The 21,848-nt window shown below is 58.5% G+C and carries 16 protein-coding genes and 1 pseudogene; 11 read left to right on the top strand and 6 right to left on the bottom strand.

Annotated features, from left to right (window positions below; all coding sequences use genetic code 11):
• Positions 1 to 1,088 precede the first annotated feature (1,088 nt).
• From istA (FRZ40_RS32145) to FRZ40_RS32125, 5 genes are all read left to right on the top strand, one after another.
• Positions 1,089 to 2,615 (top strand): IS21 family transposase, encoded by a 1,527-nt coding sequence (gene istA / locus FRZ40_RS32145; RefSeq protein ID WP_205019856.1) that lies wholly within the window; start codon positions 1,089 to 1,091, stop codon positions 2,613 to 2,615.
• A gap of 5 nt (positions 2,616 to 2,620) precedes the next feature.
• The gene (gene istB / locus FRZ40_RS32140) at positions 2,621 to 3,409 is read left to right on the top strand and encodes an IS21-like element helper ATPase IstB (protein ID WP_086916871.1); all 789 of its coding nucleotides are present in this window, start codon (positions 2,621 to 2,623) and stop codon (positions 3,407 to 3,409) included.
• Between the two features lie 256 nt (positions 3,410 to 3,665).
• The gene (gene istA / locus FRZ40_RS32135) at positions 3,666 to 5,204 is read left to right on the top strand and encodes an IS21 family transposase (RefSeq protein ID WP_147235074.1); all 1,539 of its coding nucleotides are present in this window, start codon (positions 3,666 to 3,668) and stop codon (positions 5,202 to 5,204) included.
• Positions 5,205 to 5,213: 9 nt separating this feature from the next.
• Entirely contained in the window at positions 5,214 to 5,972 is a 759-nt protein-coding gene (gene istB, locus FRZ40_RS32130) for an IS21-like element helper ATPase IstB (RefSeq protein ID WP_137337201.1), read from the top strand.
• 425 nt (positions 5,973 to 6,397) lie between these two features.
• Positions 6,398 to 7,822: a cytochrome P450 gene (locus tag FRZ40_RS32125; protein ID WP_147236898.1), complete on the top strand. Its 1,425-nt coding sequence runs from the start codon at positions 6,398 to 6,400 to the stop codon at positions 7,820 to 7,822.
• A gap of 376 nt (positions 7,823 to 8,198) precedes the next feature.
• Here the strand turns inward: FRZ40_RS32125 and FRZ40_RS44190 are convergent, their stop codons facing one another.
• The 3 genes from FRZ40_RS44190 to FRZ40_RS32115 all read right to left on the bottom strand — a co-directional run bounded on the left by FRZ40_RS44190 (position 8,199) and on the right by FRZ40_RS32115 (position 9,337).
• Positions 8,199 to 8,366, bottom strand: coding sequence for a hypothetical protein (locus tag FRZ40_RS44190; protein WP_158647056.1), 168 nt, complete (start codon positions 8,364 to 8,366; stop codon positions 8,199 to 8,201).
• A gap of 320 nt (positions 8,367 to 8,686) precedes the next feature.
• A complete protein-coding gene (locus FRZ40_RS32120; RefSeq protein ID WP_147236897.1) occupies positions 8,687 to 8,890 on the bottom strand; it encodes a cold-shock protein in 204 nt (67 codons plus the stop codon).
• Positions 8,891 to 8,953: 63 nt separating this feature from the next.
• Positions 8,954 to 9,337, bottom strand: a complete 384-nt coding sequence (locus tag FRZ40_RS32115) for a helix-turn-helix domain-containing protein (RefSeq protein WP_147238469.1) — start codon at positions 9,335 to 9,337, stop codon at positions 8,954 to 8,956.
• Between the two features lie 648 nt (positions 9,338 to 9,985).
• Here FRZ40_RS32115 and FRZ40_RS46470 point away from each other — a divergent pair.
• The 3 genes and pseudogenes from FRZ40_RS46470 (at position 9,986) to hutC (ending at position 12,282) form a co-directional block, all read left to right on the top strand.
• On the top strand, positions 9,986 to 10,270 hold the full coding sequence (locus FRZ40_RS46470) for a CppA family protein (protein ID WP_477634451.1): 285 nt from the start codon (positions 9,986 to 9,988) through the stop codon (positions 10,268 to 10,270).
• Between the two features lie 157 nt (positions 10,271 to 10,427).
• Positions 10,428 to 10,693: pseudogene (locus FRZ40_RS45360) on the top strand (DUF1488 family protein).
• Positions 10,694 to 11,565: 872 nt separating this feature from the next.
• Positions 11,566 to 12,282 (top strand): histidine utilization repressor, encoded by a 717-nt coding sequence (gene hutC / locus FRZ40_RS32100; RefSeq protein WP_147236896.1) that lies wholly within the window; start codon positions 11,566 to 11,568, stop codon positions 12,280 to 12,282.
• Positions 12,283 to 12,574: 292 nt separating this feature from the next.
• Here the strand turns inward: hutC and FRZ40_RS32095 are convergent, their stop codons facing one another.
• The 3 genes from FRZ40_RS32095 to FRZ40_RS32085 form a co-directional block, all read right to left on the bottom strand.
• A complete protein-coding gene (locus FRZ40_RS32095; RefSeq protein WP_147236895.1) occupies positions 12,575 to 13,942 on the bottom strand; it encodes an MFS transporter in 1,368 nt (455 codons plus the stop codon).
• A gap of 1,330 nt (positions 13,943 to 15,272) precedes the next feature.
• A complete protein-coding gene (hutU, locus tag FRZ40_RS32090) occupies positions 15,273 to 16,961 on the bottom strand; it encodes a urocanate hydratase (protein ID WP_147236894.1) in 1,689 nt (562 codons plus the stop codon).
• A gap of 57 nt (positions 16,962 to 17,018) precedes the next feature.
• Complete coding sequence (locus tag FRZ40_RS32085; protein WP_147236893.1) at positions 17,019 to 18,023, bottom strand: ornithine cyclodeaminase family protein; 1,005 nt, start codon at positions 18,021 to 18,023, stop codon at positions 17,019 to 17,021.
• A 577-nt stretch (positions 18,024 to 18,600) separates the two neighbouring features.
• Between FRZ40_RS32085 and FRZ40_RS32080 the strand changes: the two genes are divergently transcribed.
• From FRZ40_RS32080 to FRZ40_RS46460, 3 genes are all read left to right on the top strand, one after another.
• Entirely contained in the window at positions 18,601 to 20,244 is a 1,644-nt protein-coding gene (locus FRZ40_RS32080; RefSeq protein ID WP_147238467.1) for an HAL/PAL/TAL family ammonia-lyase, read from the top strand.
• Positions 20,245 to 20,481: 237 nt separating this feature from the next.
• The gene (locus FRZ40_RS46465) at positions 20,482 to 21,138 is read left to right on the top strand and encodes a porin (protein WP_338048187.1); all 657 of its coding nucleotides are present in this window, start codon (positions 20,482 to 20,484) and stop codon (positions 21,136 to 21,138) included.
• Between the two features lie 26 nt (positions 21,139 to 21,164).
• Positions 21,165 to 21,623, top strand: coding sequence for a porin (locus tag FRZ40_RS46460; RefSeq protein ID WP_338048186.1), 459 nt, complete (start codon positions 21,165 to 21,167; stop codon positions 21,621 to 21,623).
• Positions 21,624 to 21,848 lie beyond the last annotated feature (225 nt).

Below are 21,848 nucleotides of genomic sequence, written 5' to 3'. Positions count from 1 at the left end.
GACTTGGACTTGCCGTCGTGGGGAACAAACGGTGCAATACTCCGGCAAGCAGTTGACTTGGCAACGCGACAAAAACTGAATTCCAGCTCGGTAGCTCGACATTGAGATACCGCGAGGCAGCGGAATCCGGTATTTTGCATACGACGATGATATGCCCTGATGCATTGGGTGCGTTCGCGCGCCGCGATTCGCTGGTAACGTTGCGGCGTAGTCGTCAACAGTAGCAGCGAGCGGCAACTTGGCCAACAGCCAGATGAGAAAGCGATAAGGATCGATCCAGTTCGCATTGCAGGCCTCGTCGAGCAAGAAAAGCTCGGCGTTGGCGCGTGCACCGGCAACGGCGTCCGCGAACAACCTTCCCTTCCTTCCTGCGACGAACGCGATCGCATCTTCGCAACAGGTTGGTGAGTATGGGCCAGTTTCCGTTTCCGACGTAGCGGGCCGGTTCCTATCACTGCCCGTGCATGCATTGCAGCGCTTTGCTCAATGCACTCGATGGTACGTCGGTTGGTACATGTTCAACCGTCATGCGCGCGATGACGCATGATGACCCACGGTACGGCCTTCGACATAGCATGCGTCGGGCACCGGGGTCCGTTTGCTAACTTGTTCCAACAACGGAAAGTCGCCCCCAGCACACCGCTTAGTATGCCTCGCGTCATGAGATTCTCATCGGACGTTGCGCGGACTCCTGTCCGCGACGGCCGCTGCTACTTCCCTTGCATGCGTACGCCCCACGGTCTAACGTTCTCTGCATGTGACGGAGACGGACATGGCCGGGATCGTGACCGCATCGGGCGCCGCTACCGGCTTTGCGATGATCACGGTTGCGTATTTCACACCATGTCACTGACCGGCGTTATCGAGCCATTCCGGGATCGGCGTATTGGCGCCACCGGATGATCGGCGCATAGGCGCCAGCGTAGGATCGGCGTTATGGCGCCAGTCCGTGACCGGCGTAAAGGAGCCAGTCGATGATCGGCGTATAGGCGCCACCGGCGCCGGGTGTTGAACGCGATTCGAACTTTCCAGATGGGTACGCTCCGTTCTTTCTGAACGGAGTGTCCATGACCAACCGGAGGTTCGAATTGTTTGAGTACCGTCAAGTCCTTGTCCGCATGCGGCAAGGCGATTCCGATCGCGACATCGCGCGTAGCGGCCTGATGGGTCGCAAGAAGTTGACCGCTGTTCGTCGTATGGCCGGCGAGCGCGGCTGGCTGAATCCCGGGCAGCCGTTGCCTGACGATACCGTGATCGCCGGCGTGTTCGGTCGCACTCCGCACTTGCCGAGCACATGTGTGTCCACGCTCGAACCGTTTCGTGAGCAGATCCGTGACTGGCATGACGCCGGCGTCCAGGGCACTACGATCCACCACGCGCTGAAACGCAACCATGGCTACGCCGGCAGCTACTCGGCGGTGCGCCGTATCCTGCTGGGCCTGAGGGCCGAACGCGGCGTGCCGGCCACAACGATCCTTGAGTTTGCGCCAGCGGAGGCCGCACAGGTCGACTTCGGCTCCGGGCCGGTACTGGCACATGAATCGGGCGCGCAGATCAAGACGTGGTTCTTCGTCATGACCCTCTGCTGGTCGCGGCACCAGTATGTCGAGCTCGTGCTCGACCAGACCGTCGAGACATGGCTGGCGTGTCACCGTCGCGCCTTCGAGTGGCTCGGTGGCTGCCCGGGTCGCGTCATCATCGACAACGCGAAGTGTGCAATCACCAGAGCCTGCATGTACAGCCCAGAGGTCCAGCGCTCGTACGCCGCGCTCGCTGAGGGATACGGCTTCCGGATCGACGCATGTCCACCGCACGACCCACAGAAGAAGGGAATCGTTGAGTCGGGCGTCAAGTATGTCAAGAAATCCTTTGTGCCACTGCGCACGTTCCGCGACCTGACCGATGCCAACCGGCAATTGCGCGAATGGATAATGCAGCAGGCCAGCACGCGCGAACATGGCACGACGCGCGAGCAGCCGCTGGCGCGCTTTGCCATCGAGAAGCCGCTGCTCACGACGCTGCCTGACGTTGCGCCGGTGCTGGCTGTATGGAGCGAAGTCAAGGTGCATACGGACGGACACGTCGTCTACAAGAAGGCGCTGTACTCCGTGCCGTTCACGCTGGTTGGCAAGAGCCTCTGGCTCAAATCGACCGATACGGTTGTACAACTGTTCCACCAGCACGAACTCATCGCAACCCATCCGCGACTGCGCAAGGCAGGTGAGCGCCACACGGTGCGAGACCACCAGCCGCCGGCGGCGCAGGCGTGGCTCGAACACGATCCGCAGTGGTGCCTGGCTCGTGCCAAGGAGATCGGGCCATCCTGTCACGCGCTGGTTCTCGCGATGTTCAACGACACGGTGCTGGTGAACCTGCGTGGCGCGCAGGGCATCGTCCGTATGCGCGAGAAGTTCGGCGATCAGCGGCTGGACGCCGCGTGCGAGCGTGCGCTTGCATTCGCGAGCCCGAAGTACCGCACCGTCAAGACCATCCTCGACAAGGGACTGGACAGCCAGTCCGCCGCAGCAGCGGCGCAAACGTCAACGGCGCCTGCTGACACCTATCTGAACGGCGGCCGCTTCGGTCGTGACCTCCACTCCCTTCTCCTGCATTGAACATCATGAATCCCAGTCCCGAACTAAATACGATCCTCAAGCAGCTGCGCCTGTCGGGCGTGCTCGACTCGCTCGAGCAGCGCAACCGTCAGGCAATCGACGGACAGCTCGCCTACACGGAATTCCTCGCCATGCTTCTGCATGATGAAGTCGCGCGGCGGGACCAGAAGAAGCTCGGCGCGCGTCTCGTGCGCGCCGGCTTCGGGCTAGGCAAGACACTGGAGACCTTCAACTTCGATCGGCTGCCGAAGCTCAACCGCGCGCACATCCACGATCTCGCCACCGGTCGTTACATCGACGAGAAGGTGGCCATCCTGATGGTCGGTCAAACCGGCGTCGGCAAGTCCCACATTGCCCAGGCACTGGGCCACTGCGCTGCACGTCAGGGGCGTGACGTGCTGTTCGTCACGCAAACCGATCTGATCAGGAAACTGCATGCGGCTCGCGCCACGGGCCTCTACGAACGCAAGTTCCAGCAGTTCGTGCGCGTGCCGTTGCTGATCGTTGACGACTTCGCGCTCAAACCTCTGCGCGCGCCACACGACGAAGACTTCCACGACCTGGTGGCGGCCAGGTATGAGCGGGCGGCTACCATCCTGACATCCAATCTCGACCTCAGCGAATGGGGCGATGCCTTCCCCGACAACCGGGTCCTCGGCGCCGCGACACTTGACCGCCTACGCCACGGTGCCTATCGCATCGTCATCGAGGGCGAGAGCTTCCGCAAGCCCAAACCGATGCCTGAAAACGGCGAAGTTGCCGTTGCAAAATCCAGTAAAAAACCGCATTCTTGAGGCCGTTCGAATCCGCGTTTAACACCACTTCCAACTGGCGCCATTACGGCGATCATCCCCGGCGCCTTTACGCCGATCCGTGACACACCAAGCTGGACAGTGATTTCGCGGCAAGCTGGACAGGCATTTCACGCGAAGGTGGACACGGATTTCACGGCAAGCTGGACAGCGATTTCACACGAAGCTGGACAGTAACGCTCTGATGTAGCGACGCGGGTCAACCGTGGCACGCTCGACGATTTCGTCGAGAGGCCACATGGCATATCCAACGTTGACCATGCGTAAAATTCGTGAAGTGCTGCGCCTGCATTTCGACTGCGGGTTTAAGCAGCGTGAGATTGCCCGGGCAGTCGGTGCCTCTCCAACGACAGTCGGACAGTATGTGCGGCGCATGGAGCGCGCAGGGCTTACCTGGGCGGTGTCGGCGACGCTGTCCGACGATGAACTCGAAGCGCTGCTGTACCCGCCGCCACCACAGGTCGAGGGGCAGCGGCCCGAACCCCACTGGCCCACCGTCCGTCGCGAGCTCTCGCGCAAGGGCGTCACGCTGGATCTGCTGTGGAACGAGTACAAGGCCGAGCATCCGGACGGCTATGCGTACACGTGGTTCTGCACGCACTACAGCCAGTGGGCCAGCTCGTTGCCCCTGACATTGCGCCAGACGCACGCTCCGGGCGAGAAGCTGTTCGTCGACTACTCCGGCGACAGGGTCGCAATCATCGATGCGGCGACGGGCGAGATCCGTGAGGCGGAGCTCTTCGTCGCAGTGCTCGGCGCGTCGAACTACACGTACGCCGAAGCGACCTGGACGCAGCAGTTGCCGGACTGGATCGGCTCGCACGTGCGTGCGTTCGAATTCATCGGTGGCTGTCCTGAGATTGTCGTGCCGGATAACCTTAAGTCAGGCGTACACAAGCCCAGCTTCTATGATCCGCTGATCAATCGCACCTACGCAGCAATGGCCGCGCATTATTGCGTCACTGTCCTCCCGGCTCGCAGCGGGAAGCCCCGCGACAAGGCAAAGGTTGAACAGGGCGTACTCCTGGTCCAGCGCTGGATTCTCGCCCGGCTGCGCAAGCAGCGCTTCTTCAGTCTGGCCGAGGCGAACCGGGCAATCGCCGGATTGCTCGCCAGCCTGAACAACAAGGCCTTCAAGAAGCTGCCGGGTTCGCGCCGCAGCGCCTTCGAGGAACTTGACCGTCCGGCGCTCAAGGCGTTGCCTGTGCTGCCGTACCAGTACGCCGACTGGAAGGTCGCCCGCGTCGGCATCGACTATCACGTCGAACTGACTGGTCATTACTACTCGGTCCCACATCGCTTTGCGCGCGAACAGGTTGACCTTCGTTACACCACATCGACGGTCGAGATCTTCCATCGCGGCAAGCGTATCGCCGCGCACGCAAAGAGCGACCGGCGCGGCGCCCATACCACGCTCAATGAACACATGCCCGCTAACCATCAGGCCGTCACTGGCTGGGACCCACAGCGCCTGCGCAACTGGGCGGACAGCATCGGCCCATACACCGCCGCAGTCATCGAGCATCTGCTGGGCGGTCGCCAGCATCCGCAGCAGGCCTATCGCACCTGTCTTGGTGTGCTTCGGCTCGCAAAGGACTATGGCAACGAGCGACTTGAGGTGGCCTGCTGCCGCGCCATCGATCTCAAAGCGCCGGGGTACAAGTTCATCGCCTCAACGCTGAAGAACGGTCTGGATCAGCAACCCTCGCCGACATCTGCACAGGCCGACTTACCGCTTACGCACGCCAACGTGCGTGGGCCCAACTACTACCATTGAAGGAGAAATATGCTCAGACATCCGACCATCGAGAAGCTGCACGAGCTACGCCTGAGCGGCATGGCCGCCGCGCTCACCGAGCAGCAGGGACTCGCCGACATCGAAGCAATGAGCTTCGAGGAACGACTGGGTCTGCTTGTTGAGCGAGAGTCCAGCGTGCGCGAATCACGGCAGACGACGGCGCGGCTACGCCGCGCAAAACTGAAGTTCCCCGATGCCGTGCCCGAGGACATCGACTACCGCTCGGCACGGGGACTCGACCGCAGTCTCATCGGCCAGCTGCTGACGTGCAACTGGATTCGCGAGCGCAACAGCACGGTGATCATAGGCGCCACCGGTCTTGGCAAGACCTGGCTGTCTTGTGCACTGGCCAACCAGGCATGCCGTCAGGGCTTCTCAACGCTGTATCTGAAAATGCCCCGGTTGAACGAGGATCTTGCCATTGCCCACGGTAGTGGCCGCTACGCACGCCTGCTGGCGCAGTGGGCAAAGACGGACGTCCTGCTGATGGATGACTTCGCGATGGCGCCCATGAGCGACGGCGCCGTGCGCGACCTGCTGGAGATTCTTGATGATCGTCACGGCCACCGTTCGACGCTTGTGACAAGTCAGATTCCAATTGAGAACTGGCACGCGGTACTCGGGGATCCGACGCTCGCCGACGCCATTCTCGATCGACTCGTGCACAACACCTATCGCGTCAATCTCAGCGGCGAGTCGATGCGCAAACACAAAAAGAGTTTGACCGACAAACCCCGATCAGAGTAAAAATCGGAAACCCCGCGTCGCTGCGCTCCGACTGTCCAGCTTCGCGCGAATCAGCCGTCCACCTTCACGCGAAACGCGTGTCCAGCTTCCACGAATTACGCAATCACGGTTTCGGCCGGTTGTTCTAAATCAATCCCGCAAACGGCTTTATCGGACCCGATCATAGAACTATGCAGTCCAGGCACAAGACCTAATGCGCGCTTGGGTGTTGTATGGCGTTGCCGCTAGACGCCACCGTCGAATGTGACACGGAAAAGCCCATACCTCACATGTGGCATCACGAGTTGACCGAGTATTTCGTCAAACGTCTCTTACATCATCGATTTCAGCGTCCGCAGTCGCATTGCCTATTGTTCAGTTGCGGGCCTTCGGGGCAATTCACCGCACCCACACATGTGGCGAACCTTTATTAAATGGTGACAAAAATGGCTACAGCGTCTGCCGAGCCCCTCACGACACGTAAAGTCGCTGACCTGCCGGGGCCCCGAGGCTTGCCTCTTATCGGAAACGCGCACCAACTGACCCCGTCACGCGCGCATCTTATTTTGGAAGAATGGGCCAAAGAGCTCGGCACGCCGTTCCGGTTCCAAATCGGAAGTCGACCTGTCACGGTTTGGGACGACACGGAACTTTGCCACATGATCATGCGTGATCGCCCCTACGGATATCGGAGGTACGCCCCGATTGAGGACATCCTGAAGGAAATGGGGAGCAACGGCGTTTTCTCCGTCGAAGGAGCAGCATGGGAACCGCAACGAAAACTGGTGATGCAAGCTCTTTCGATAGCCCACATAAAGGCCTTTTATCCCACCCTGACAGCGATAACCGAACGGCTGAGGATACGATGGAAACGCGCAGCACGCCGCGGCAGCGTAGTTGAGATGACTGACGATCTCAAACGTTATACTGTTGACGTCACAAGCGCGCTCGCCTTCGGTGACGACCCGAAAACACTGGAGCAGGATGGGGACGTCATCCAGGAGCATCTCGCGGTAATTTTCCCAATGCTAATGAATCGGATAAACGCGCCAGTTCGCTACTGGCGTTACATCAAGTTGCCACGGGATCGTCAACTGGACCGCTCTCTGATTGAAGTGCATCGATACGTGCGACTGACGATGCAACGTGCGCGCGAGCGCATCCGAGATTGCCCTGACGCTGAACCTGGTAACTTGCTTGATGCCATGCTTAGGGTCCGGGACGCTCCGGGGTCTGGTATCACAGATGATGAAGTCGCGGCGAATGTCTTGACCATGTTGCTCGCGGGTGAAGATACGACGGCAAATTCCATTGCTTGGGCGCTGCTTTATCTGACTGCCGACGACGCCTTGCAAAATCGGATATCCCAGCAGTCCCGCGCGGCGTTAGCACACGCCAATGTTTGTCCGACTTACGATACTCTCAAGTTGCTCGATTTGTGCGAGGCTGTTTGCACTGAAACGAGTCGATTCAGACCGGTGGTACCGGTCCATGCGTTTGAGCCACTACATGACGTCGTGCATCGCGGCGTACATCTTCCAGCTGGGTCAAGAATGTTCTTTCTGACCCGGCCTTCGATGCTCGATCCGAACAACTTCGATCATCCGGACGAGTTTGATCCTGAGCGTTGGATGCACAATCGAGCCTCCGAGCATCGCACGCACGAAGTGCGTGCCCATCTGCAGTTCGGCGGAGGACCGAGGGTATGTCCGGGGAGACATCTTTCGACAGTTGAGATGCGACTAGTTATCTCGATGCTGTCTGCTGGCTTCGTTTCCCGGCTTGCCGTCGATGCAAGTACTATCCAGGAAGTCGCCGCTTTCACAATGGTACCCAGCAAAATGCCGGTACGGCTTACGCTGAGGCACTGAAGCCGCATGGCGCCCTTGGTCTTCGGTACCTGTCGCAGCACGGTTGCTGTAGTTCGACCGCGACAGTCGGGAGCGGACGGGAACGGTGCGACTTCCCGACACAATGCGCTGACGCAGTGACCGCCGACGTTCTCAAACCGATTGCTGACAACCAAGCCACGTTGTCTGGCGATCGCTAACGAGTTATCGTGTGTCTGGCGGGCTCACTTTGATGCACCCGCTTCCGTCAGGGCGAAACGTGAGATGGGCTGCCGCTGCGGGGTTTCCGGATTTCCCGACACAACAAAACCGGCCTTCCACCTCGCGGATGCGGTATTGTGAGATGCCGTGTTCAGTTCGGCCGGAGGCCTCGAAGTGCGCGAGTCGGTCCACGGTATCAGTTGCCCGCTCGACCACGCACCCGGCGCTGCATGAGCAGCTGACCTCCAAGGCCGAACGAGCCGGTGCGCAGCGCCGGATCATTGACGTGCGCCAGTGGAAAACCAGCCAATACGGCCATACCACCAACACCGTCAAAAAGACGCCGTTGAGCGAGCGTCAGCACGTATCGGCGGTGGCATAAGCCGCGTTAGTCGCGACCTCGATAGCCCGTCGCTGGCAAGAACTATGAGGGGAGCGCACAGCAGCTGCCAGTGCGAAAAAGCCTGCAACGCGCCCGCATCCTTCTTGCAGCACACGAGCTGCTGTGCCGCCATGATGAGAAGTTGAATACGCTGCAGCCGCCAACGGTCCATCATCTAACAACGATTCCGAACGTTCGCCGCATTTGTCGCGGAAAGTCCCTTCGCTTACCAGTTCCAGAAGCGCCAAGCCACGGGCCTCGTTGCAGAGCTCAGCGCTGGTCCTGCCAGCGTGATCACTCGATCACTGCGGCTCAATGTTCGCCGCCTGCTTGCCTTTGGGGCCCTGCTTTACATCGAAATTAACCCGCTGATCTTCCTGCAACGACTTGAAGCCGTTCGCGCGGATCTCGGAGAAGTGCGCAAAAAGGTCTTCTCCTCCATCGTCCGGCGTAATGAACCCGAAGCCCTTCGCATCGTTAAACCACTTCACTTTGCCTGTTGCCATTCTCCGTCATTCCTAAATGCGGTTGCGTTGATCGAACCCGGCAATTACCGGTTGCTTTGAAAACTACGCTGTGAGGCGTCTAGCCGCAATATCGGCTTTCCGCGTCCGATAAGATACATCGTTGTCATATCGTCGTGTAGCCCCATCAAAATGATGACCGGCATATGACCGACTTGCGACGGTCGCGTCTTGTCCAGTACATAGCCAATAGAAATCCACATCGATGACGGCTGCTATCCGCTTGAGCGCCTGCGGTGTTGGAGAAGTGATCCCGCGCCGCCAGAATTTGACATCCCGTTCGCTGACGCCAGCCGATTTGGCGACGCGTGCCGAACTCACGCCGGCTCTTCTGCACGCAGTGTTGAGGCGCGCAGCAAGCGCGCGTCGGACGCGGCCGTTTTCACGACACCGTTCCAAGTGCTCGATGGTGTGAGCATTTCGGTTCATCTCGTACAAAAATCTCTCAGAACTTCTTTGATAATCGTCGCATCTCGGGCGACTGTCCGGCCAAGTATCATGGCGAACTCACCGTGAAGAACGCGCGTGTTCGCGAATGAATGGGCACTTGCGAACGGTGACATTACAGGAAGGCGGACCGTATAACAATTGCGAAAACCACATATCCTTAGAACAAGCGTCTACGCCGTGCCGTGCAAGTAAAGAGTTCCCTTGATGGTGACGCACGCCAGCAGGACTTAACTGCGCGAACGTCACGCGAGACGCAGGCTTGCAACCGATAACATGAGGCTAACTAGTGGTTTGCCTGCCCGGATCTGCTAATCAAAGGCGGGTGAGCCGGATCCCTACCGCTACTCACAGACTTGAGTGAGTAGATACGGTGAACACCAGCTTCGACGCCGAAATACCTGAGTTGCGCACATCCGCGTTGCCGCTCCGCTCGCTCTCTCGAGTACTCGCCCGACCTTGGACGGGAGAGAGGCGGCCGTGCAACCCGGCCCGCATCAAGGGCTATCGCAGCAGTCGGTCGACGACACACGCCTGAACCACTGATCAGCACGATGCTTGCCAAACCGCTAAATACTGTATAAATTTACTACCTGGTTAGATATACAGTATACACGCTTCGCGGAGGCGATGATGGAACATCTGGTCAGGATTTACAACGAGCGCGATCGCCAGACTCTGGGGTGGCTTCGCATGCGCGTCGGCGACGCGTCGGTTGTCTCCGCGATCGCGCGCTGTCCTACGCCCAAGCCGTTTGTTTCTGCAGTTTGCCGACAGATAGGCGTTCGTCCGCCCTACTTCCATTCGACCGGCCCGGCAACCACGACCGCAGTGGGCGCACAGTCTCTGGCGATGATTCGTGGCATTCTGGCTAAGACCGGCTCCCGGAGAACCACTGCCAATCGAGCCCACTAAAGGGCGCGGCTAATCGGTCGAGGCCGATTTTCGCGCGTTAGCCGTTGCTGCGGACGATGGGCGATGGCACCGCCTGCCCGATTGCGCCGGGCGAGTACGCAAATCGCATTGAATGTGCAACAATTGGGACACGAGTATCACAATCGACGTTATTGGCATGGAATCCGTTGCACTTGAAGCCCAAGCGCTCGCGAATCGACGCGGAGTGAGATTCACGCTCACGCATCGAAATGGCACGGTCGATTGTGTCGTCACGCTCGCTGCTCTGGAGGCCTACTTCTGGCTGCAACCGCATGCAAGTGAGGTCCGAATTCTCAAAACGAGAACGGCTTCCCGCGCATTCAAGCTATCGCTGAACGAAAGCTGCGCGCTCACCCAGCCTCGTACCTGGAATTGTCTCTAGAGGACTTTGCACGCCCGTGACTGTCGCCCAGCCCGGCATTTGCACGCACCAGTATTTCGAACTACGCATGCCAGTACGAGCTGGCAAGCTCCGGATATACGTTCGGCAGCAACGCCTCGACAGGCGATAGCATGTAGCTCGTGTATCTCGGACGCCGAAAAATTCCGGAGGCCGTCATTCGGCCCCAAAGCAAGGCGAGGTTTTTTGTCTCCGGTGCTGAGAAAATCCACGGCTTGATCAGGTTCACACGTCGAATGCACCATCCCGTAACTCGCGATAAACGGCGAGGCGTTCGCTCGCATCACGCGGGAAAGTAGCTTCTCCTCCAGAGCCGGACCGGTCCGTGGAGGATGGTCACCGTCCGGGCTCGCACTGCGCACCGATATGGTTGTCATGCTTGATCGGTGCACAATCAGTGATATGGCGGGACTTTTTCCTCGCTACGGCGATTGACACGTGCATTCGTTCGGCGAAGAGGCATAACGACGGTCTTGCCAAGCCAATAGGATCTTGCGGCACCTAGCCCACTACCAACAAAGCGGTGCAGGCATCCGGACAAACGTAGGATCTGCGGATAAGTGAACTTACGAAAAGACTCAGGCCGGATTGCGTCAGCGCCAGCTCATCGAGGATGCGCTCAAGGCGCATCATGAGGCACAGATGCATGGCAGGCCTGAGCGTATCGACCCTTCGACAAACGGTCTGACGAACACGCCAACCGTCGTGCGCTGCATGCGGAACATTTGGAGCGCGGGGCTAGGCCAATTCAGGATACAACGAAGCTCACTTTGCGGAGACGTGCCGCGACGAATTCGCGGCTGAATTCCCTCCAGACCGAAGACCGTCTGGAAATGCCTATACAATTGTCCTTCCAGCTCCTTAATACATCCCTATGAATACCGAAAAAAATGGGACGACGGCGACGCCGGCGTATCAGCAACTGAAGGACTATGTTCGGAAGATGATAGAAACAGGCCAGTGGCGCCTGGGAGACATGATTCCGACCGAACTTTCCTTGGCGAGCGAATTTTCGTTGTCGCGAATGACGGTAAATCGTGCACTTCGGGAGCTTGTGAGTGAAAACGTTCTAACACGTGTACGCGGACGCGGAACCTTTATCACCGACCGTCGATATCAATCGACCGTGATCGAGATCCGCAGTATTGCCGACGAGATCCGCTCGCGTGGTGACGCGCATCGCAGCAAGATCCTGCTTCTTGAGTCAACTCATGACACCCCCGCGTTGCAAACGCTGGAGCTGCCCCAAACCGGGACAGCATTTCACTCCCGCATCGTGCATTTCGACAACGATACGCCGATACAATTCGAGGACCGGTACGTCAATAGCCTAGTCTTCCCTGACTATCTGGAACAGGATTTTGAGGCCGAGACCCCAAATGAATATATGATGCGCGTTGCGCCGGCACAAGGCGCGGAATACTGGATAACGGCACGAAAGACTAATGCAATGGTAAGGCAAGCGCTGTTGATGCCGATAGGCGAGCCGTGTCTGGTGCTGCGACGCCGGACGCGCGCTCTGGGGCAAATCGCGAGTGACGTTACCCTCTGGCATCCTGCTAGCAGATACAAACTGAGCGGCAGGTATTAAGCTTTAGGTTAGTTCGCGTTCATTAGGCCGTGTCCCGACAAGTTCTGCGGTAAAAACCATGGCACGATACAAATGACGAACTTGACGTCGCAAACCTCGGGAGAGTCACTTCCGGGACGCATTGCCGAGTGTCCGAAAGCGATCATCACGACCCCTCGCTTCTCCAAGGTCGACATAATTGAAGAACGACGAATTAGATATGTGCGGACCTGACGGCTGCACCCGGGCGCGTGCAGGGCGTTAGCAGCGGGCAATCGCCCCCAACGGCGCATCAAGTCATGGAAAAGCGTCGCTATTGCGCGAGCCCGCGTGCATCGGCGAAGACGTTCTTAGACTGACTGTTAGCCGTCTGTACGTCCGCGAGATGGTTGCGATGATCATCCCGGTTTTCGCTAGCCTCAAAGCCAAGTCGCCGAAACCGGCCAAGATCGGACGTCGGATCGATAAGACAGGCAGCTATCAAACCGAGCGTGACGACCAATAGACCTGCACTTACATATCCGGTCCGAAAGCCCTCCACCGGATCGACGCCAACATCGACGATGACTCCCATTGCGACAGGCGCAATAAGGCCCGCAAGAGTATGAATCGAATTCGTAATACCGAGCATGGCGCCCCGTTGCGATGGTGGGCTGATCTCGCCGATTAACGTAGTTCCGAGCGGAAAGACCACGCTACCGATCGAAAAACTCAAGCCGATCAGCGCGATCTTAAGCGGGCCGACCGGCGCCAGCGGCAGACATATCATCGCGACGCCCGCTATCGCTACGCACGCGCAGCCAAATAGGCCTCGGGAGTAGCGACTGGAATATCCAGCGTTCGTCATGTGTTGCGAAATGAACGCGCATATGGGCGAGAGTATCAACTGCATCACCGACGGCAGCAGTACGATCCAAGCCGCGTACGAAGGCGTGAGATGCAAACCTCGGACCAAATAATTTGCGAGCCATACGATGTTCAGCGCGATGATCCAGTAAGCAGCAAAACCTGCAATGAATACGCCCAGTGCGGTACGGCTGAATAACAATCGTACGTACGGAATTTTCAGCGTCGAGTCGACGCCGCTCTTCCCTGCACGACGATCGAGTGGACCGTCCTTGCCCAACGCTACCCAAAGAATGGCCCAACAGAATCCAATCACGCTGAGCACCATGAAGGCAGCGTGCCAGCCGAAATGCACGATGATCCAGGTGAGCAGTGGCGCCACGACGCCCGTGCCGAATGCGGCACCGCATGCGACTACGCTGCTAGGGACCGCTCGTTTGGCGTCGCCGAACCATTTGTAGACCGCGTGCAAGGCAATTGGAAACGCCGGCCCTTCTGCCGCCCCGAGCACTATGCGGCTTGCAAGCAACACGGTAAAGGTCACGGTACCCGCCATCGGCAGCAACGTGATTGCCCATACTATGCTCATCGTGAGCATGATTGCCTTTGTGCTGATGCGATTTGACAAGAAGCCGACAGCAACGCCTGAAATCGAAAAAAGAATGAAAAAGGCACTCCCGAGCGCACCAAACTGTGCATGTGTCAGTCCGAGTTCTTTGATTATCGAGGTACTTGAAAGGCCAATAACTGCCTTGTCGGCAAAGTTAATGAGCATGAATAGAAACACCATGCCCACGGTAACCCATGCCCTACGATAGTCAACAATTTCATTCATCACATTGCTCCAGATAACCTTATGCTGACCTGACTGTGGCGGATATGCCGCCGGTCCGCGTCGACGCGCCCAGCATCATGGACGTTGAGGCGTATTGCATGTATATACAAATATATAAGATTGCGTGTATCGTCGGAATGCGGTAAACCCTTACAGTGTTCCTCCCCTACTCCACGCCAACGTGTAATACGGCGCGGACCCATTAGGCTCGGGCTGCGCATTGCGCTAACCGCTTCAAAGACTTGCAGATTTTTTATCACCCCTGGGTGACCATGACCGTTGTCTAGACATTACGCAATAACTGGACGGGGCGGGCACCTTTGCGGTGTTCCTTTCAATGCCCCCTGCGCTCCGGGACGCGAACTTCCGGACCTGGTCACCAGGCGACGTTGGTCGCATTCCGCCGGTTGGCGCAACCACGTTGGTGACCGGTCCCCTCGATCGGACAAAAGCCTCGCCCCCCGGGTCGACATCTGAAGCTGCCAGCACGAAAACGATGACAGCAGCGAGTCGAAGCGCCGCTTGTCGTCGCGCGGCTGGTGTGCGCCGAAGCCCGGGTACTGATACAGCGCGGGCAGCATCGTAACGCAGATGCCACTTGCGCCGGCTGCATCGCCCACGCGCGGCCTGGCTCCCATAGCGCTGGCCGTCCTGCATGCGATGCAGGTAGTGAAACTCGCAGACGGATGTGTAGCCCGCCTTGAACATGTTGATGTGCAGCCAATGTGCGATCGATGCGAGCACGTGGGGCGTGATGCGCGCCGCGAAGAGCTACACCGGGCCGCGCCAGATTCAGAAGCTGTCGAGGGTGCCTGTACCTAATGCGGTCCGATATTCGGTGAGGTCAGCGATCACGCGCTGAGACGCGTGCGAGTGCACGTTCGGCATGCTATGCAAGACGGGACTTCTCGCGCGCTCGACGACCAAAGGCGGCTGCGGGTCGGGAGTAACGGAAACAGCGCGCCGTGCTTGGCCCATTGCAGCAGCACGTCGCGGCGCCAACCTGCCGCCAGGAACGCGTGATTGGAAAAGCGATTGAGTGAATTGAGTCATATCGTGGTGGGCTGTCGTTGCATGCGCGGTGGCGGTTGTCATGACTAGGTTAAGCGTGACGCGCAATCCGAGCCGACCACAGCGAGGACGGGCGTACATAGGCAAGCCCGATCCGTCGCATGAGTTGCGCAGTAATACATCGCCCGCTGCGCCCACGAGCCAAACGCATTGAGTGCCGCCCGCTTGTGAAATTCGACACCAGTGCGTGCCGCAGCCGCTGTTTCTCGACGGCGGCGCTACAAAATCTACGCAGAGATTGATCGTGATGGCCGCACGTTCAGCGGCCGAGCATCGGCAGCCTGAGACCCGCTTCATGTGCGGTGCTCTGCGCGAGTTCGTAGCCGGCGTCCGCGTGACGCATCACGCCCGTCGCGGGATCGTTGAAGAGCACGCGGCCGAGGCGCTCGTGCGCGGCGTCTGAACCATCCGCGACTATCACGACGCCGGAGTGCTGCGAGAAGCCCATGCCGACGCCGCCGCCATGATGGAGTGACACCCACGATGCGCCGCCCGCCGTGTTCAGCAGTGCGTTGAGCAGCGGCCAGTCGCTGACGGCGTCAGAGCCGTCCTTCATCGATTCCGTTTCACGGTTCGGGCTCGCCACCGAACCCGTATCCAGGTGATCGCGGCCGATCACGATCGGCGCCTTCAGTTCGCCGTTCCTGACCATTTCGTTGAACGCCTGGCCGAGACGATACCGATCCTTCACGCCGACCCAGCAGATACGCGCCGGCAAGCCCTGGAACGCGATGCGCTCGCGCGCCATGTCGAGCCAGTTGTGCAGGTGCGGATCGTCGGGGATCAGTTCCTTGACCTTCTGGTCCGTCTTGTAGATGTCTTCGGGGTCGCCCGACAGCGCGACCCAGCGGAACGGACCCTTGCCTTCGCAGAAGAGCGGCCGGATATACGCGGGTACGAAGCCGGGGAAATCGAACGCGTTCTGCACGCCCATTTCGAGCGCCATCTGACGGATGTTGTTGCCGTAGTCGAGCGTGGCCGCGCCGCGCTCCTGCAGCGTGAGCATCGCCTGCACCTGCTTGGCCATCGACTGCTTCGCGGGCGTCACGATGCTCTGCGGGTCCGTCTTCATGCGCTCGCGCCAGTCTTCGATGTTCCAGCCTTGCGGCAGATAACCGTGAATCGGATCGTGCGCGCTCGTCTGGTCCGTCACGCAGTCGGGCGTGATGTTGCGTGCAACGAGTTCGGCGAACACGTCGGCGGCGTTGCCGAGCAGGCCCACGGAAACCGGATTGCCCGTCTTCTTCGCTTCGTCGATCATCGCGAGCGCTTCGTCGAGCGTCTTTGCTTTTTTATCGACGTAGCGCGTCTTCAAACGGAAGTCGATGCGCGTCTCGTCGCATTCGACGGCGATCATCGAGAAGCCCGCCATCGTCGCCGCGAGCGGCTGCGCGCCGCCCATGCCGCCCAGGCCGCCCGTCAGAATCCAGCGGCCCTTCGGATTGCCGTTGAAATGCTGGTTCGCCACCGAGAAGAACGTCTCGTACGTGCCCTGCACGATGCCCTGGCTGCCGATGTAGATCCAGCTGCCCGCCGTCATCTGGCCGTACATCATCAGGCCCTTGCGGTCGAGTTCGTGGAAGTGATCCCAGTTCGCCCAGTGCGGCACGAGGTTCGAGTTCGCGAGCAGCACGCGCGGTGCGTCCGCATGCGTGCGGAACACGCCGACGGGCTTGCCCGATTGGATCAGCAGCGTCTCGTTCTCTTCGAGATCCTTCAGCGACGACAGAATCTGGTCGAAGCAATCCCAGTTGCGCGCGGCACGCCCGATGCCGCCGTACACGACGAGCGCATGCGGATGCTCGGCCACTTCCGGGTCCAGATTGTTCTGGATCATCCGGTACGCGGCTTCCGCGATCCAGGTCTTGCAGGTTTTTTCGCTGCCGCGCGGGGCGCGGATCGTGCGGGTCGGGTCCAGACGCGGGTCGATGTGTTTTGGATCGTTCATGTATTTCCGAATGAGTTGCAAGTGATACCGGTAGAGATCGCAATGTTCATTCTCGAATCACGCAAAGCGCAGCGTCTGACCGATACCCAGTTTCTTCGCTTTTTCGAGCATGGCGTGACCGAGTGCGATATCGCTCAGGCTAAGACCCCGATGCCAGAAAAGAATAGTTTCATCGTCGCGTTCGCGTCCTGACTTCAGCCCGGCAACGATTTGGCCGAGCTCCGCGTGCAGTGTCTCCTCGCTCAGCTTGTCTGCGTCTACGTGCGCACGCAGCGCGCCAAACGGTAAACCTTTTCTGCATTGCCCCCAGTCATCGACGATCATCTTGTCCATGATGTCCGTCAACGAAAACTCCACAGCACTCATCGTTCCGTACGGCACCACGAAGGCTCCCTTCTTGATCCACTCGGTCTTGAGTAGCGGCTCAGGTGCCGGCAGACGAGATGCCTCGACAACGATATCCGCGTCGCGCACGCATGCCTCCCAGCTATCGACGACACGTACTGGCTTGCGAAGATCTTCCGAAAGTCTCGCCGCAAACGCATAACGGCTTTCGGTACGCTTCGAGTGCACGCGGATTTCCTCGAAATTGAAGAAGTGATCAAGAAGCCGCACATTCCAGTATGAGGTTCCCCGCGCACCGATGTGGCCGAGCACTTTGCTGTTCTTTCCCGCGAGATATTTGCCGCCGAGCGCGGTTATCGCGCCAGTGCGCATGTCAGTAATCGACGTTGCGTCCAGGATGGCTTTCGGCACGCCGGTTTGTGGATCGAACAGATTGAGCAGAGCCAACTCCGACGGCAGACCATGCTTATAGTTGTCGACAAAGTCTCCAACCGTCTTAACTCCAGCCAGCCCCAAGGGATGGATTACCCCGCGCAGGACATTGAAGTGCCCCTTCTCAGAACTTTCCGGAATCAGGTGCATGCGCGGTTCAATCACCGTCTGCCCTCGGCCCTGTGCATCCAGTCCTTTCTCCACCGCATCCAGAATCTCCTGGTTTGTCAGCGCCAGGCGCGCAATGTCAGGACCGTTCAGATAGTCAAGATGAATGGGTTGCATACCGTTTTCCTCCATAACTCTACGAGTGTTTGTTGCGCGCGTCGTGTCGCACCGATGAAAAAGCCTACCAGCACCGCGCAGATATGTCTATACATTTGCCGCTTGTAAATAACCGGAGCGCAATTTGTGCCGCCAAGGCAAAGATTCGGCGTAGTTGGTAATGTCGAGTCTGTATCCGATGCTACGGAGCGGTCGTAAGATCAGCGTAAGGCCAGCTTCCTACTGCCTGGCATGGGCGCCCAGGAATGGCGGTCGCCCGCCGAAGCATGCAGAACGGGGTACTAAATCCAGCACGGCCCGCACGGGCCCGCATGCCTTACTGCGGCATGCATCGAGCGCATGTACGCGTTGCGCCCGCATGACGTTTTAGAGGTGCAACTGTGAGCGCCGCGTCCGACTTTTAATTCCATCGGGTATTAGTACTTTCCCGGTGTCCGGCAGATTTCGCACATGCCGTTTCTGCGATATGTATATACTAATCGCCCGTGTCCTCGACGCTTGGATGTCACGCACGAGCGCGCAAGGCAGTAAGAAAGCGGAGACCAACGCCACCCTCACTAAACTTGGAAAGATATTCATGAGGAACCCTGTCAACATAATCATCGGTACCTTGTTGCTGCTACCAGCACTGACATGTCATGCCTCCGTCGTTCTGGACGGCAAAGCGACAACTCCAGAAATGATCGAGAGAATCGCAGACGGCGAATCAGTGATCGTCCCGCGCGAAGCCTTGTTCCGCGTAGACCAAGGGCATGGGCTGATGCTTGAGGCCGCCGCCCAGGGACAACGCATTTACGGTCTCACGGTAGGCGTCGGCCTTAACAAAGACCGTCAGATGGTTGACGCTCAAGGCCAACTAACGACTGAAGTCATTGCCGCGTCTAAACGCTTTAATGCAGCGCTCCTGCACGCGCACTCTGCTGGAGTGGGACAGGACATGGATACGCGGACAGCCCGCGCGGTACTGGCAACGCGCCTGAACCAGATTCTGGTCGGTGCGTCAGGCGTGCGTCTGGCCGTAGCCGACATGTACGTTCAGCTTCTGAACAAGGGCATTACGCCCGCGATGCCGACGGAAGGCTCGGTCGGCGAAGCTGACATCACGATTCTCAGCCACGTCGGACTGACCATGATGGGCGAAGGCGATGTGTACTATAAGAGCGAAAAGCTCCCTGCTTCCCGAGCGTTGAAGGAGGCCGGCATTGAGCCGATTCAGCCGTGGGGCAAGGACGCACTCGGGATTCTCAGCTCGAACGCATATTCTACTGGCATGGCTGCACTGGCGCTCGTCGACCTCAAGCAGCTAGCACATGTCCAAAAGCTCGTGTACGCGCTGAGCCTGCAAGGTCTAAACGGCAACGTATCACCGTTTCTCGAAGACTCCCTTGCCCTGCATCCCTATCCGGAGGTTGTCAGCGCAGGAGCGCAACTGCGCACGATCCTCGCAGGTAGCAGCCTTTGGCAACGCGACGACGACCGTGCCCTTCAAGATCCGCTAAGTTATCGGGATGCCCCGTACCTGCTTGGTGAAATTGACAAGAGCTACAGCGAAGACCGGCAGCTCATCCAGTTGCAACTCAACTCATCAGACGATAATCCAGGAGTGAACGTTGGCGTCAAACCCGAAAGTGATCTCTGGCAAGCGCGACGCAGCTACCTGCAGGGCAAGGACGTCTACGGCGCCGTGTTGCCAAACGCCAACTTCGAACCGTTGCCGTTCGTGCTTGCGTTCGAGCGGACGGCTATCGCGCTCGCGCACGGTTCGCTCGCTTCTGCCGAGCGTATCGTTAAGCTCAACGACCCACACTTCACGCATCTAAGCCGCTTTCTCGGCACCGACCATACGTTGCACGCGTTCGGTGCAATGGAGAAGCCACCACTTGCTCTGGCTGCGACGAACAAAGCACTGGCTATGCCGGTGTCAATGGACTTCCTGCCTGCCGCTGGTGACATAGAAGACATCGCCACCAACGCACCGGAAGTACTCCGGCGTCTGCGGACCCAGATCGATAACTCGTTCCAGTTAACAGGTATCGAACTGATTTCCGCAGCACAGGCGGTGCAGTTGCGCCAGCAGAAAGACACTCGATTTACGTTGTCACCACAAACGCAGATGCTGCTTGACGCACTGCGCAAGACGGTTCCCTTCCGAGACGCGGACCTGCCCTTTACACCGCAATTCCAGGCAGCGTCAACGCTGCTGAAGCATTACGAGAACTGACGACGCGCCGAATATCGCTCGGATCAGCCTGCATCTGACCGAGCGACCTCTCGCAGGCTGATGATTCTTCTAGTCTCAGCACTACCATGAAGTGAAAGTACGACTCGCGCACGTCGTAGCCGCAGAAGTGGCTTACTGTCGCGTAGATAGTTAAATACAAACAAATACAAAGCTATATATAAGGACTACGAAGTGAAGAGATTAATATTGGTTGCCACTGTTTCGAGCGTCTGGTCGATGACTGCTCCCGCGCAGACCAGCGTAACGCTGTACGGGATTTTGGACGAAGGGTTCCAGTTCAACACCAATGCAAAACATGTTGTTAATGGGGTCAATGTCGGTGGCCGACAATTGACAGTGGATTCGATCAATGGCCTGAACGGAAGTCGCTGGGGATTTCGCGGCGCTGAAGATCTCGGTGGTGGTACTAGAGCCATTTTCGACGTTCAGGGCGGTATAAATCTGAATACCGGCGCCTTTGCTCAAGGCGGCACTCCGTTTGGCCGCACTACTTACGTCGGACTTAGCAACAAGACTTACGGTACGGTGACACTTGGCCGTCAATACGACCTCGTCGTCGCCTATGTGCAGCCCGTCACGAGCACCGGCTACATAGGTGGATCAACGACATTCGGTCATCCGGTGGACCTCGACAATCTAGTCAATACCTTGCGCGTCAACAATAGTATCAAATATGCCAGTCCGGACTTCGGCGGGCTAAGCTTCGGTGCCGAAGCGAGCTTGGGGGGCAGCCGGGCAATTTCAGTGGCAGCAGCGGTTACTCGTTTGGTGCATCTTATGTCCACGGTCCCGTCACGCTCGGTGCCGGCTTCAACTTCTTCAAGAATCCGACCGGCCCAACCGCCGGAACGGGACTGTTCACTAACAATGTGAACGGCGCCAACTCCTTGAGTGGAGTTATGAATAGCAATTACGTGACCGCTAGCTCCTATCAGGTTGCGGCGGTGGGCGGTACCTACGCGATCGGTCCCGCTTTGGTCGGCCTGACATATTCGAATACACAGTATGGCAATGTCGCCTCACTCGGTGGTGTATCAGCGAAATTCAACGATGTCGAGACCGGCGTGCGGTGGCAGTTTTCTCCGTCATTTTTCACGGGCCTTGCCTACAACTATACGACGAGCACTGGCGTGGAGGTGCATGGCGTGACACTCGGCAACCAGCACTATCACCAGGTCTCTTTCCTGGCCGATTATTTCATTTCGAAACGCACTGACATGTACTTCACCGCAGCGGTACAGCACGCAACTGGTGTAAGTTCGACGGGAAGCGCCGCGGCCGCTAACATCGGCGGGTTGGGCGATTCCTCTAACAGCCGCCAGGCTGTAATGCGTGTGGCGCTTCGCCATAAGTTCTGAGGGACGGTATAGCTGCTTGAAACCGTTGTTCAAGGGCGCGCAATTGACAACGCAGGAGAGTCCTCCGGAATCGCTCGATCGGATCAGTTACGAGATTCGGTCGAGCTATTGGTGTGACGGTAAGCCGGTGAACGCAATCAATCGATTCTTCGCAGACGAGATAGATGAATAACAAAAGATCACTTAGCGCGACAATTCCTGTACGGTTGTTAAGTTGCGCTGGGG

This window comes from Paraburkholderia azotifigens (assembly GCF_007995085.1).
Lineage (GTDB): Bacteria > Pseudomonadota > Gammaproteobacteria > Burkholderiales > Burkholderiaceae > Paraburkholderia > Paraburkholderia azotifigens.
Note: the sequence above shows the minus strand (reverse complement) of the source record. Positions and strands in the feature narration are given on the sequence as shown.